This window comes from Cellulomonas soli, assembly GCF_052036975.1.
Classification (GTDB): domain Bacteria; phylum Actinomycetota; class Actinomycetes; order Actinomycetales; family Cellulomonadaceae; genus Cellulomonas; species Cellulomonas soli_A.
The window spans coordinates 132,598-146,354 of sequence record NZ_JBQIAR010000010.1 but is presented as its reverse complement, the minus strand read 5'-3'; the positions used below and the strand labels follow the sequence as shown (position 1 = coordinate 146,354).

Here is a 13,757-nt window from a genome sequence, read left to right as displayed (position 1 = left end):
ATCGACTACTTGGCACACTGTTGAGTTCTCAAGGAACAGACGCGCATCCGATTCAGTCTCTCGACCTGCCCGGAGGCTTTCGTTGTTCTCAATCCTAGCAGATCTTCTCGGCTTCTTGTCAATTCGCATTTCCGCGAGACAATTGCTTTCGATGATCTTTGCTCTGCGATTCACCGAGGTGATTCTTCGAGCGGTTCCGAACCGTATCCTATCTTTCGGCTCCTCGCTGTTCGCGCTCTGCCGACCTTCAAGGGGTCCGACCCGCACCACTCGACGAGACGCACTGAGCGCCTCGTCTGAGATGTTCGGGGTTGTCCTGCCCGCTGAGACCAGCCACCCGGGCGAGGCCCTCGGTGTCTGTTCCTCCCTGCCGGGCGAACTCCGAGAACATTACGCGCGTGTTGCGGCGGGCGCAAATCGCGTCCGCGTGACCCCGGTCACGGACCTGGGACCCGCAGGAGGGACAGCGCCCGGAGCGTCGGCTCCTCGCCGTTCGTCCAGGTCAAGCGCCTCGGCCGGGTCCTTCTTCGGCGTGACGGCCATGTCGAAGGACCCGGCAAGCGGGCTCAGCGCTGCGCGTCGACCACGGCGAGCGTGCGCTTGCCGCGGCGGAGCACGGCCCATCGACCATGCAGGAGGTCGGCCGCCTCGAGCACCGCGTCCTCGGTCGCCACCCGGACGTTGTTCACCGACGCACCGCCCTCGCCGATGGCCCGTCGCGCCTCCGCCTTGCTGCGCACCACGCCGGCGGACGCCAGAAGGTCCGAGACCAGGTCGCCCGGAGCCCCCGCGGTGCGGGGCAGCTCGGCCACCGCCGCGGCGAACGTCGAGGCATCGAGATCGACCAAGGAACCGCGGCCGAAGAGCGCCTGGCTGGCGGCAACCACGGAGTCCGCGGCAGCCGCGCCGTGCACCAGGGCCGTCACGTCGTAGGCGAGAGCGCGCTGGGCCTCACGGGCCGCAGGGCGCTGGCGCACCGCCTCGGCCAGCTCCTCGATCTGCTCGCGCGACCGGAACGTGAAGACCTTCAGGTACGCCACCACGTCGGCGTCCTCGGCGTTCAGCCAGAACTGGTAGAAGGCGTACGCGCTCGTCAGCTCCGGGTCGAGCCACACCGTGCCGGACTCCGTCTTGCCGAACTTGGTGCCGTCCGCCTTGGTGATCAGCGGCGTGGTGACGGCGTGCACCGCCGTGCCCTCGACCTTGCGGATCAGCTCGACACCCGAGAGCAGGTTGCCCCACTGGTCGTTGCCTCCGGTCTGCAGGCTCACGCCGTACCGGCGGTGCAGCTCCAGGAAGTCCATGCCCTGCAGGATCTGGTAGCTGAACTCCGTGAAGCTGATGCCCTGCTCGCTGGTGAGCCGACGGGCCACCGTGTCCTTGGCGAGCATGGTGCCCAGGCGGTAGTGCTTGCCCACGTCCCGAAGGAAGTCGATCGCCGACAGCTGCGAGGTCCAGTCGAGGTTGTTCACCATCGTGGCCGGGTTCGGGCCGTCGAACCGCAGCAGCGGGGCGATCTGTCCGCGGATCCGCTCCACCCAGCCGCGCACCACGTCCGGCTCGTTGAGCGTGCGCTCCCCCGTCATCTTCGGGTCGCCGATCAGGCCCGTCGCGCCACCGACCAGGCCGAACGCCCGATGGCCTGCGTCCTGGAACCGGCGCACCGTGAGGATCTGCACCAGATTGCCGATGTGCAGGCTGGGCGCCGTCGGGTCGAAACCGCAGTACAGGCCCACGGGGCCGGCGTCGAGCGCCGCACGCAGTGCGTCAAGGTCGGTGGACTGCGCGATCAGGCCGCGCCAGGCCAGCTCGTCAAGGATGTGGTTCACAGGGAGGTCTCCAGGTCGGGGTCCGGACCCGCCGGGGCGGGCCGCAGGCGTGCAGGTCGCGTCAGGCCGACGTCGTCGCCCCTCACGGGGCGTCTACCGACGCCGGCGGCCGATACGCGGGCCGGTACGCGGACACGGTGCTCTCGTTGGTCAACCAGTAACGCCACGGATGCGTGCCGCCCTCGCCCGAGACGCCCACGCGCGGACCGCTCGCGTGCGCAGCCCGCACAGCGTTCTCGTAGCGGTGCAGGACGAGCGACCCGCCCGCCTCCGTCAGGTCGGCGCCGTTCGAGCGCAGGTCCAGGCCCAGGCACACCGCCAGCCGCGCCGGACCGCGGGCGAGCTGACGCTCGGAGTCGACCACGCCGACCGCCTCGCGGCGTCGACGCGCCAGCGCCACCCCCTCGACGACCTCGCCGGCGCGCAGCAGCACCGCCGCCGGGCGACCCGTCGGCTCGGCGACGACGTTCACGCAATGGTGCAGGCCGAGGTGCCGGTACACGTACAGGCGGCCTGGCTCGGCGAACATCACCGCGTTGCGGGCCGAGCGACCCCGGAACGCGTGAGAGCCCGGGTCGTCGGTGCCGCCGTAGGCCTCGACCTCCGTCAGCCGAACCGTGACCTCACCCTCGTCGGAACGGGACGTCAGGTAGGAACCGAGCAGGTTGAGGGCGACCTCGTGCACGTCACGGGCGTACCAGACGCGGGCGGGCACAGCCACGACCGCACCCGGGGTCGCCGCGTCGGGCACCCCCGACGGTGTCGGCTGCTCGCTGGTCACGGGGTCATCCTGCCGCACACCGGGCGCGACCCGCCCGACCGACCGGAGCCTGGTCGGCACGTCGCGGACCGACATGCTCCACGGCAGGACCCCGCACCCTCACCCGCCGACGGGACGGACGAGTCCGCCGAGCGCGTCCAGACGGACGTCGGCCCGCTCAGCCGTCCGCTCGACCGCGAAATGACGGTCCTCGTCCGCCATCCAGGCCACCCAGTGCGGCCTCGCCTGCTCGCCGTCGCGGGCAAGCCCTCGACGCAGTCGCAGCTCGGCTGGCGCCTGCACCCACACGCGCACCGACACGAACGGCTCGCACTCCCGGCGTGCCGCACCGCAACCCTCGAGGACCAGCACGTCCCGGACCGGGACGTCCACCCACTCGGCGAACCTCCCCGACGGCCAGTCGAAACGCTGGAAGCGGCCCGGCAGGCCGCGGTGCAGCGGTGCGAGCACCTGCGCAGCCAGGCGGGGCCACAACGAGCCCTCCAGGCCCGACCACCCCGCGTACAGGTCGTCGAGATGCACCACGTGCGCCGTGACGCCCTCACCGTCGAGGGCCTCTGCCAGCCGCCGTGCCGTCGTGGTCTTCCCGGAACCGGCCGGACCGTCGACGCACACCAGACGGGTGCGGCCCAGGCGCGGGCGAGCCGCGCACGTGCGCTGCACGAGCAGCGCCAGCGCCTCGCGCGCCGCAGCGCCGACCACCTCGCTCACAGCCACCCCCGGCCTCGGACCGCACCTCCGGTCGGCGGCGCGGGGTCCAGTGTGTCGTGGGCGGCGACGAACCCGCCCACGACCCACCGCACCGTGAGGTCAGACGTGGAAGGCCGAGACCAGACCGTCCAGGCGACCGAAGCCGGCAGACAGCGACGTCACCACCGCGCCCTCCCGCTCCAGCTCCCGCGAGGTCGCCGCGGTCGAGCCGGCCACGGCGGAGGTCTTCTGCGCGATCTCGCCGACACCCGACGCCGCCTCGGCCACACCGCGGGACATCTCCGCGGTCGTGGCCGTCTGCTCCTCGACTGCCGCCGCGATGGTCGACTGGTGCTCGCTGATCGCCGCGATGATCTCCGTGATCCGCCCGATCGAGTCGACCGCGGCCGTCGTGTCGGCCTGGATGGCCTCGATCCGACGACCGATCTCCTCCGTGGCCCGTGCCGTCTCGCCCGCCAGCTCCTTGACCTCGCCCGCGACGACCGCGAAGCCCTTACCGGCCTCCCCGGCCCGTGCCGCCTCGATGGTCGCGTTGAGCGCCAACAGGTTCGTCTGCTCCGCGATCGACGTGATGAGCCGAAGCACCGTGCCGATCTGGACGGAGGACTCACCCAGCCGCGCGACCGTGGTGACCGCCTCGCCCGCGACGTCCGAGGCATCCGCCGCCACCTTCACCGCCTCGCCCGTGCTGCTGGCGATCTCCCGGATCGAGGAGCCCATCTGCTCGGCGCCTGCCGCCACGGCCTGCACGGTCTGCGACACCTGGCCGGCCGCGGCTGCCACCGCCTGCGCCTCCTGCTCCATGCGGGTCGAGGTGGCCGTCAGCTCACGGTTGCCCTCGTCGAGCGCACGAGCGCCGCCGGTCAGCGCACCGACCTCCTGCGTGACGCCGTCCAGCGACGAACGCAGGGCGTCCAGGCCCGAGTCGAGCGCGCGCCCGGCCACACCGATCTGGTCGGCGTTGTCCAGGCGCGCGCGCACGGTCAGGTCGCCCCGCTCGACCGCCATCGCGACGGTGACCATCCGGTCCAGCTCCCGCGTCATCGACCGCGAGCCGATCCGGGCGAGAGTGAACCCGATGACCCCGGCCGCCACCGCGAGCGCAAGGATCGACGTGCGGGTCGACCGCGCCTGATCGGCCAGCGCGGTGGCATCACCGGAGTGACGTGTCATCGCAGCGATGCCGTTCAGCGCCACCAGCACCGTCGCGCCGAGCAGCACGACCATCACGGTCGCCAGCATCGCCACCTTCGCCCGGACGCTGCGGTCGGCGAACCAACGCTGCACCGGGTTCAGCCCGACCGTGTAAGGCATGACGTCGGGCTGGGACGTCGTGCGGACGGACGTGCTGGCGACGGAGTGGCCCATCGTTCGCTCCTCGGGGATCCGGTCGCGGGGGCGGCTGGCCCACCCCCGCTGTCCAGCGCCCGATCGGCCGGAACCGGGCCGTGATGAGGGGACTCAGGTCCCGGTCGTCCCGACCGGCGCGCTGCTCCACGCCCGCAGCTCCGCCACCCGTGCGCCCGCCGCCGCCAGCTGCTCCACGACCCGCACCGGGGCCGTACCGCCCGCGGCGTCACGGGAGCCCAGCGACCCCTCGACGGACAGCACCTGCCGAACCTGCGGGGTCAGGTGCACCGAGATCGCGGCGAGCTCGGCGTCCGTCAGCTCCCACAGCTCGATCGCCGGTGAGTGCTGCTCGCACGCACGCACGCACGCCCCCGCCACCTCGTGCGCGACACGGAACGGCACGCCCTGCCGGACCAGCCACTCGGCGATGTCGGTCGCCAACGAGAAGCCCTGCGGTGCGAGGGCCGCCATGCGCTCGGTGTCGAAGGTGAGCGTGGCGACCATGCCCGCGAAAGCGGGCAGCAGCACGGTGAGCTGGTCGACCTGGTCGAACACCGGCTCCTTGTCCTCCTGCAGGTCACGGTTGTACGCCAGCGGCAGACCCTTGAGGGTGGTGAGCAGACCCGTGAGGTCACCCACGAGCCGACCCGCCTTGCCGCGAGCCAGCTCGGCGACGTCCGGGTTCTTCTTCTGCGGCATGATGCTCGACCCCGTGGAGTAGGCGTCGTGCAGGCGCACGAAGCCGAACTCCTTGGTGGACCACAGCACGACCTCCTCCGCCAGCCGGGAGACGTCGACGGCGAGCATGGCGGCCACGAACGCGAACTCGGCCACCACGTCGCGCGAGGCCGTGCCGTCGATCGAGTTCTGCACCGGGCCGGCGAAGCCCAGCTCGGCGGCCACGGCCGCCGGGTCGAGGCCCAGCGACGACCCGGCCAGGGCGCCCGAACCGTACGGCGAGAGGGCCGCACGGCGGTCCCAGTCGACCCATCGCTCGACGTCGCGCAGCAACGGCCAGGCGTGCGCCAGCAGGTGGTGCGCGAGCAGCACCGGCTGCGCGTGCTGCAGGTGCGTGCGACCGGGCATCGGGGAGTCGCCCGCCGCCGCAGCCTGCGCCACGAGCGCATCGACGACGTCGAGCACGAGACCGGCCAGCGTGCGCGACTGCGTCCGCAGGTACATGCGGACCAACGTGGCGATCTGGTCGTTGCGCGAGCGGCCCGCGCGCAGCTTGCCGCCGAGGTCGGTACCCGCACGCTCGAGCAGACCCCGTTCGAGGGCCGTGTGCACGTCCTCGTCGTCCGGGCTCGGGCCGAACGCCCCCGAGGTGACGTCGGCGCGCAGGCGCTCGAGGGCGTCGACCATGCGGGCCACCTCGTCGTCCGAGAGCAGCCCCGCGCCGTGCAGCACGTGCGCGTGCGCCACCGACCCGGTGATGTCGTGGTCGGCCAGGCGCCAGTCGAAGTGCGTCGAACGGGACAGGTCGGCCAACGCGGCCGCCGGGCCCGAGGCGAACCGCCCACCCCACAGGGCGAGCGGTCCGGCCTCGGGAGCCGACATGGCCTCAGGCGCGGGGACCTGCTGGTCAGGCACCGGTGATCCCGCCCTGGTCGCCCAGGTCGACGCCGTTGCCGAAACGCACGTCGCGCGCGGCGGCCAGCTTCGAGCTCAGACCGTAGATCTCGATGAAGCCCTTGGCCGCGGCCTGGTCGAACGTGTCGCCCGTGTCGTAGGTCGCCAGGTTGAAGTCGTACAGGCTCGCGTCCGAGCGGCGGCCGGTGACCGTGGCGCGGCCACCGTGCAGCACGAGGCGCACGTCACCCGAGACGTAGCGCTGGGTGTCGTCGACGAACGTGTCGAGCGACTTCTTCAGCGGGGAGAACCACTGGCCGTCGTAGACCAGCTCGGTCCAGCGCTGCTCGACCTGACGCTTGAAGCGGGCCTGCTCACGCTCGACCGTGACGTTCTCGAGCTCCTGGTGCGCGGCGATGAGGGCGATCGCGCCGGGGGCCTCGTACACCTCGCGGGACTTGATGCCCACCAGGCGGTCCTCGACGATGTCGATCCGGCCGACGCCCTGCGCGCCGGCCCGGCGGTTCATCTCCTGGATGGCCTGCAGCGGGGTGACCGGGACGCCGTCGAGCGCGACGGGCACACCCTGCTCGAACGTGATGACGACCTCGTCGGCGACCGGCGGGAACGTCGGGTCGTCGGTGTAGGTGTAGACGTCCTTGGTCGGGGCGTTCCAGATGTCCTCGAGGAAGCCCGTCTCGACGGCGCGGCCCCACACGTTCTGGTCGATCGAGAACGGGTTGTGCTTGGTGGTGGCGATCGGCAGCTTGTGGCTCTCGGCGAACTCGATCGCCTTGTCACGCGTGAGCGCCAGGTCACGCACGGGCGCCAGGCACGTCAGGTCGGGAGCCAGCGAGGTGATGCCGACCTCGAAGCGGACCTGGTCGTTGCCCTTGCCGGTGCAGCCGTGGGCGACCGTCGTGGCGCCGAACTGGCGGGCGGCACGCACCAGGTGCTTGACGATCACGGGGCGCGAGAGCGCCGAGACCAGCGGGTAGCGGTCCAGGTACATGCCGTTGGCCTTCAGCGCCGGCATGCAGTACTCGGTGGCGAACTCGTCGCGGGCGTCGGCGACGTACGCCTCGACGGCGCCGCAGTCGAGCGCGCGCTGGCGGATGACCTGCAGGTCCTCGCCACCCTGGCCGACGTCGACGGCCACGGCGATCACCTCGGCGCCGGTGGCCTCGGCGATCCAGCCGATGCCGACGGAGGTGTCCAGTCCGCCGGAGTACGCGAGGACGACGCGCTCAGTCATGGGGTTGCTCTCTCTTCTTGGTCGAACGATGGGGTCAGTCTGTCGAAGGCCGCGAGCCCGGGCGCGCCGGGCGCACGGCCCGAGGTCATCCGCTGGCCAGCGCCAGGAACCGGGCGGCGAGCGCGGCACCGGCCGCACCCGCGGGCTCCTCGGTGTCGCGGGCGATCACCAGGATCGTGTCGTCGCCCGCGATGGTGCCCAGCACCGCCGGCAGGATCGAGTGGTCGATCGCCGAGGCCAGGAACTGGGCGCCGCCCGGCGGGGTGCGCAGCACCACGAGGTTGCCGGACGCCTCGGCGGTGACCAGCAGCTCGGCGCACAGCCGGGCCAGCCGGCTGGCGAGGAACTCCGCATCCGCACCGGGGCTCGCCGGCACGGAGCCCTCGGAGGGCACCGAGTAGGCCAACGCCCCCGAGGACGTGCGGACCTTCACCGCGCGCAGCTCGACGAGATCGCGCGACAGGGTCGCCTGCGTCACCGACACGCCCTCGGCAGCCAGCAGCTCGGCCAGCTCGGCCTGCGAGTGGACGGGGCCGCGCGTGAGCAGCCCACGGACCAGCGCGTGCCGTGCAGCCTTGGTGGTGGGAGCGGTGGACCCGGCCGCGTGGGCCGGCGTGGGGGCGCTCATGACCGCTCCAGCACGAACGCCAGCAGCGCCTTCTGGGCGTGCAGGCGGTTCTCCGCCTCGTCCCACACCACCGACTGCGGGCCGTCGAGCACCTCCGCGGTGATCTCCTTGCCGCGGTACGCGGGCAGGCAGTGCAGCACGATCGCGTCGGGGCGCGCCAGGGACATCGCCGCCGAGTCGACCCGGAACGGCACGAAGGGCGTCTCGCGGGCCGCGGCCTGGTCCTCCTGACCCATCGACACCCACGTGTCCGTGGCCACGACGTCCGCCCCGGTGACCGCCTCGGCGAGCACGTGCGTGACCGTCACCGACCCGCCCGTCGTCGCCGCGATGCGCGTGGCGTCCGCGACGACCCCGGCGTCCGGCAGGTAGCCCTCGGGTGTGCCGATCCGCACGTGCAGGCCCGCGGTGGCTCCGCCCAGCAGGTAGGAGTGGGCCATGTTGTTCGACCCGTCGCCCACGTAGGCCAAGGTCTGACCGGGCAGGTTGCCCACCCCGCCGCGGTGCTGGGCGATGGTGAGCAGGTCAGCCAGGATCTGGCACGGGTGGAAGTCGTCGGTCAGCGCGTTGACCACCGGAACGCCCGCCGTGGCGGCCATCTCCTCGATCCGTGACTGCGCGTGCGTGCGCCACACGATCGCCGCGACCTGGCGACCCAGCACCCGGGCGGTGTCCGCCACGGACTCGCGCACCCCGATCTGGGCCAGCGCACCGTCGACGACCAGCGGGTAGCCGCCGAGCTCGGCGATGCCCGTGGTGAACGAGACCTGCGTGCGCAGCGTCGGCTTGTCGAAGACCACCGCCACGGCACGCGGCCCGGACAGCGGCGTGCGGATGTACCGGTCGTCACGGAAGGCGTCGGCAAGCGCGAGGACCTCACGCTGCTCGCGGGGGGTCAGATCGTCGTCGCGCAGGAAGTGACGCGCCATCAGGACTCAGCCCCCTCGAGTGCGCGGACGGACGAGCCGTCGCGCAGGAAGTGACGCTCCATCAGTCGTCCTCTCCCAGGTCGTGCGGCAGGGCCGCGAGGAAGTCGACGAACACGGCGGCCTGGTCGTCGGTGAGCACGAAGGGCGGGGCGATGCGCACCGTGGTTGGCGTGCAGGGGTTGACGATGATCCCGGCCGCGAGCGCCTCGGCTGCCACGCGTGCGGCCACCGGCCGCGCCAGCTCGACGCCGATGAGCAGGCCCTCACCGCGCACCTGTGCCACGAGCGGGTGGTGCAGGCCCTGGATGCGCCCCCGCAGCCGTGCACCGAGCTCGGTGACGTGCGCGAGCAGCCCGTCGCGCTCGATGACGGCGATCGTCGCGAGCGCCGCCGCGCCGGCGACGGGGTTGCCGCCGAAGGTCGTGCCGTGCTGGCCGCGGTGCAGGAGCGTGGCGGTCCGCTCGCCGTAGGCGACCAGGGCACCGACGGGGAACCCACCGCCCAGGCCCTTGGCGAGCGTCACGGCATCGGGCACGATGCCGCCGCCGAGGGACGGGTGCTGGTGCGCGAGCCAGGTGCCGGTGCGGCCCATGCCCGTCTGCACCTCGTCGAGGATCAGCAGGGCACCGTGCTGCGCGGTCAGCTCACGGGCCAGGGCGAGGTAGCCGGGCGGCAGCGGGCGCACCCCGGCCTCTCCCTGGATCGGCTCGACGAACAGCGCGGCCACCTGGGCACCCGTGCCGTCGGCGAACGCCGCGCGCAGTGCGTCGGTGTCCCCGAAGGGCAGGAACTCCACGCCGCCGGGCAGCGGCTCGAAGGGCTCGCGGTACGCCGCCTTGTGCGTCAGTGCCAGCGCCCCCATGGACCGACCGTGGAAGGCACCTTCGAGGGCCAGGATCCGGGGACGGTCGGCGCCACCGTTGCGCCGGGCGAGCTTGAAGGCGGCCTCGTTGGCCTCGGTGCCGGAGTTCGTGAGGAAGACGCGCGAACCTGCCGGCGCGCCGGCCAGGCCCAGGAGCCGTTCGGCCAGGGCGATCTGCGCGGGGCTGGCGAAGAAGTTCGACACGTGCCCGAGCGTGCCCAGCTGCGCACTGATGGCCGCGGTGAGCGTGGGGTGCGCGTGCCCGAGGCAGTTGACGGCGATGCCGCCGAGCAGGTCGAGGTACCGGCGCCCGTCGGCGTCCCACACATAGGGGCCCTCACCTCGCACGAGCACGCGCTGCGGGGCGCCGAAGGTGTCCATGAGGGCGTGGGTGTAGCGGTCGGTCCACTCCGCGACCGACCCGGACGTCACCGGGACCGGGACGCTGGCGTCGGCGTCGGCCGCCAGACGGTGGCGGCCGACGGACGCACCGGCCGCGTCCTGGGCTGCGGTGTGGTCGCCGACGGGGCCGACGGTGGGCGTCGTCACGAGGCCTCCTGGGAGCGGGCCGTCGCGGTGGCGCGGTCGACCACCGGGATCGGAGCGGTGAACGGGGCGTCCGGCGGCTCCTCGTCGGGCAGCACCATCGTGCCGACACCGTCGGAGGTGAAGACCTCGACGAGGATCGAGTGGGGTGCACGGCCGTCGATCACGTGGGCGCGTCCGACACCGCCCTCGACGGCTCGCCAGCAGGCCTCCATCTTGGGCCGCATGCCCGAGTCGAGCGACGGCAGCAGACTCGCCAGAGCGGACGCACCGATGCGGCGCACCAACGAGGAGCGGTCGGGCCAGTCCGAGTAGAGCCCCTCGACATCGGTCAGGACGATCAGCTTGCGGGCACCCAGGGCGACGGCCAGCGCCGCCGCCGCGGTGTCCGCGTTGACGTTGAGCACCTGGGTGGGGTCGTCGATGTCGGGGGCGACGGTCGAGACCACCGGGATGCGACCGGCGTCCAGCAGGTCGAGCACGGCACCGGGGTTGACCTGGACGACGTCGCCGACCTGGCCGATGTCGACCTCGACGCCGTCCACGACCGCGGTGCGTCGACGGGCCTGCAGGAGGCCGCCGTCCTCACCCGACAGGCCCACGGCGTGCGGACCGTAGGCGTTGAGCAGCCCGACGAGCTCACGGGAGACCTGCCCGGTGAGCACCATGCGCACGACGTCCATCGCCTCGGGCGTGGTCACGCGCAGCCCGCCGCGGAACTCGCTGACGATGCCGAGCCGGTCGAGCATCGCGTTGATCTGAGGCCCGCCGCCGTGCACGACGACGGGGCGCAGCCCCACCTGGCGCAGGAACACCATGTCCTGGGCGAAGGCCTGCTTGAGCTCGTCGTCGACCATGGCGTTGCCGCCGTACTTGACGACGACGAGGGCGCCGGCGAACTTCTGCAGCCAGGGCAGCGCCTGGACGAGGACCTCGGCCTTCTGGTCGGCGCGCAGGTCGGTCCGGGTGTCGAAGACGAAGTCCTCGGGCACCGTCGACTGGTCGGGATGGTGCGTCGGCTGGCTCATGTGGAGTACGCGCTGTTCTCGTGGACGTAGTCGTGCGTGAGGTCGTTGGTCCACACGGTGGCGCTGGACTCCCCCGCGTGCAGGTCGATCGCGACGAGGACCTCGCGCGCGGCCGCCATGTCCACGAGGTCGCGGGACTCCCCCACCCCGCCGGCCCGGCACACCTGCACCCCGTTGATCGACACGTCCAGCAGTGCGGGGTCGAACGGGGCGACCTGCTCGGGGACCGTACCGGCGGCGGCCAGGACACGGCCCCAGTTGGGGTCGTTGCCGAAGACGGCCGCCTTGAACAGGTTGGAACGCGTCACCGCCCGGGCCACGGCGACCGCCGCGTCCTCGCTGGTGGCGTGGTGGACGCTCACCGCGATGTCGTGGGTGGCACCCTCGGCGTCGCCGACGAGCATCCGGGCCAGGGTCGCGCAGACCTCCGCGACCGCCTGGGCGAGGTCGTCCGGCGCGACCTGGACGCCGGAGGCGCCCGAGGCGAGCAGCAGGACGGTGTCGTTGGTGGACATGCACCCGTCGGAGTCGACGCGGTCGAACGTGGAGCGCGTCGCCGCCCGCAGGGCGCGGTCGGCGTGGGGCGCGGTGACGACGGCGTCGGTGGTCAGCACGACGAGCATGGTCGCCAGGCCGGGCGCGAGCATGCCGGCGCCCTTGGCCATGCCGCCCACGCTCCAGCCGTCGCGCTGCACGGAGACCGACTTGGCCACGGTGTCGGTGGTCATGATGGCCACCGCGGCATCGGGGCCGCCGTCCGCGGCAAGCGTCCGGGCGGCCGTGTCAGCGCCGGCGAGCAGCACGTCCATGGGCAGGCGTTCGCCGATGAGGCCTGTGGAGCAGACGAGCACGTCGCCTGCGGAGACACCCAGCGCGGCGGCCACGTGCTCCGCGGTGCGGTGCGTGTCGGCGAACCCCTCGGGCCCGGTGCACGCGTTCGCCCCGCCGGAGTTGAGCACCACGGCGGAGGCGACACCGTCCGAGACGGCCTGCCGGGACCACACGACGGGGGCCGCCACGACCCGGTTGCTGGTGAACACGCCCGCGGCGACCTGCAGCGGGCCGTCGTTGACGACCAGGGCCAGGTCCGGGCGTCCGGAGGCCTTCAGCCCGGCGGTGACACCGGCCGCACGGAAGCCCGCAGGGGCCGTGACGCCCTGGTCGGCGGGGCGGGCGGTGACGGTCTGGGTGCTCACGGTGCGACCCCCTCGGTCGGCAGGCCCAGCGTCTCGGGCAGCCCGAGCGCCAGGTTGAGGGACTGCACGGCGGCGCCCGCCGTGCCCTTGACGAGGTTGTCGAGCGCGGTGACGGTCACCACGCGTCCGGCGGCGGCGTCGACGGCCACCTGCACCAGGGCGGTGTTGGCGCCTGCGGTGGCGGCCGTCGTCGGCCACTGGCCCTCGGGAAGCAGCGTGACGAACGGCTCGTCGGCGTAGGTCTGCTCCCATGCGGCGCGCACGGCCGCCGGGTCGGTGCCGGGCACGAGCCGTGCGGTCGCGGTGGCCAGGATGCCGCGGGACATGGGCACGAGCGTCGGGGTGAACGAGATCGTCACGTCGGGCGCTCCGGCCGAGCGCAGGTTCTGCTGGATCTCGGGGATGTGCCGGTGGGTGCCGCCGACCGCGTAGGGCTGGGCGTTGCCGAGCGCCTCGGAGGCCAGCAGGTGGGTCTTCAGCGAACGCCCGGCACCGGAGTAGCCGTTGGCGAGCACCGCGACGATGTCGAGCGGTTCGATGACACCGGCGGCGATGCCGGGCTGCAGGCCCAGGGTCACCGCGGTGACGTTGCAGCCGGGCACGGCGATGCGGCGGGTGCCGGTCAGCTGCGTGCGCTGGGCGGTGGCGGTCCGCTCGCCCGGGTGCAGCAGCTCGGGCATGCCGTAGGGCCACGTACCGGCGTGCGGGCTGCCGTAGAAGGCCTCCCAGGCGACGGCGTCCACGAGTCGGTGGTCGGCGCCGAGGTCGATGACGACCGCGTCCTCGCCGCGGTCCGCGAGCGCGGCGGCGACCGCGCCGCTGGCGCCGTGCGGCAGGGCGAGGACGACGACGTCGTGCCCGGCCAGGGCGTCGACGTCGGTGGCTGCGAGCACGTGGTCGGCGAGCGGGCGCAGGTGGGGCTGGTGCTCCCCCAGGCGGGTGCCGGCGTTGGCGTGGGCGGTGAGGGTGCCGATGCGGGCCTCGGGGTGACCGAGCAGCAGACGCAGCGCCTCACCCCCGGCGTACCCGCTCGCACCTGCGACGGCGACGGAGAACGACATGTGCATGAA

12 protein-coding genes are annotated in these 13,757 nt (G+C 72.8%); all 12 read right to left on the bottom strand.

Features of this window, described 5'->3' with window-relative positions; genetic code table 11:
- Nucleotides 1-566: 566 nt before the first annotated feature.
- Nucleotides 567-1,829: a tyrosine--tRNA ligase gene (gene tyrS / locus ACTHAM_RS12185; protein WP_440687768.1), complete on the bottom strand. Its 1,263-nt coding sequence runs from the start codon at nt 1,827-1,829 to the stop codon at nt 567-569.
- 82 nt (nt 1,830-1,911) lie between these two features.
- Nucleotides 1,912-2,580, bottom strand: coding sequence for a DNA-3-methyladenine glycosylase (locus ACTHAM_RS12180; RefSeq protein WP_440687784.1), 669 nt, complete (start codon nt 2,578-2,580; stop codon nt 1,912-1,914).
- 129 nt (nt 2,581-2,709) lie between these two features.
- Nucleotides 2,710-3,321 carry a uridine kinase family protein gene (locus tag ACTHAM_RS12175; protein ID WP_440687765.1) on the bottom strand — a complete coding sequence of 204 codons (612 nt, stop codon included), beginning with the start codon at nt 3,319-3,321 and terminating at the stop codon, nt 2,710-2,712.
- A gap of 99 nt (nt 3,322-3,420) precedes the next feature.
- Complete coding sequence (locus tag ACTHAM_RS12170) at nt 3,421-4,689, bottom strand: methyl-accepting chemotaxis protein (RefSeq protein ID WP_440687763.1); 1,269 nt, start codon at nt 4,687-4,689, stop codon at nt 3,421-3,423.
- Nucleotides 4,690-4,782: 93 nt separating this feature from the next.
- Entirely contained in the window at nt 4,783-6,231 is a 1,449-nt protein-coding gene (gene argH, locus ACTHAM_RS12165; RefSeq protein ID WP_440687782.1) for an argininosuccinate lyase, read from the bottom strand.
- Between the two features lie 25 nt (nt 6,232-6,256).
- Nucleotides 6,257-7,498, bottom strand: coding sequence for an argininosuccinate synthase (locus ACTHAM_RS12160; protein ID WP_440687761.1), 1,242 nt, complete (start codon nt 7,496-7,498; stop codon nt 6,257-6,259).
- An 85-nt stretch (nt 7,499-7,583) separates the two neighbouring features.
- A complete protein-coding gene (locus ACTHAM_RS12155; protein ID WP_440687759.1) occupies nt 7,584-8,126 on the bottom strand; it encodes an arginine repressor in 543 nt (180 codons plus the stop codon).
- The gene (argF, locus tag ACTHAM_RS12150) at nt 8,123-9,055 is read right to left on the bottom strand and encodes an ornithine carbamoyltransferase (protein WP_440687757.1); all 933 of its coding nucleotides are present in this window, start codon (nt 9,053-9,055) and stop codon (nt 8,123-8,125) included. Before argF ends, ACTHAM_RS12155 begins: the two co-directional genes overlap by 4 nt.
- A 61-nt stretch (nt 9,056-9,116) precedes the next feature.
- A complete protein-coding gene (locus ACTHAM_RS12145) occupies nt 9,117-10,385 on the bottom strand; it encodes an acetylornithine transaminase (RefSeq protein WP_440687780.1) in 1,269 nt (422 codons plus the stop codon).
- A gap of 77 nt (nt 10,386-10,462) precedes the next feature.
- Nucleotides 10,463-11,491: an acetylglutamate kinase gene (gene argB, locus ACTHAM_RS12140; RefSeq protein WP_440687755.1), complete on the bottom strand. Its 1,029-nt coding sequence runs from the start codon at nt 11,489-11,491 to the stop codon at nt 10,463-10,465.
- Nucleotides 11,488-12,687 carry a bifunctional glutamate N-acetyltransferase/amino-acid acetyltransferase ArgJ gene (gene argJ, locus ACTHAM_RS12135; RefSeq protein ID WP_440687753.1) on the bottom strand — a complete coding sequence of 400 codons (1,200 nt, stop codon included), beginning with the start codon at nt 12,685-12,687 and terminating at the stop codon, nt 11,488-11,490. The genes argB and argJ overlap by 4 nt, the downstream gene beginning before the upstream one ends.
- The gene (gene argC / locus ACTHAM_RS12130; protein WP_440687751.1) at nt 12,684-13,748 is read right to left on the bottom strand and encodes an N-acetyl-gamma-glutamyl-phosphate reductase; all 1,065 of its coding nucleotides are present in this window, start codon (nt 13,746-13,748) and stop codon (nt 12,684-12,686) included. Before argC ends, argJ begins: the two co-directional genes overlap by 4 nt.
- Between the last annotated feature and the right edge of the window lie 9 nt (nt 13,749-13,757).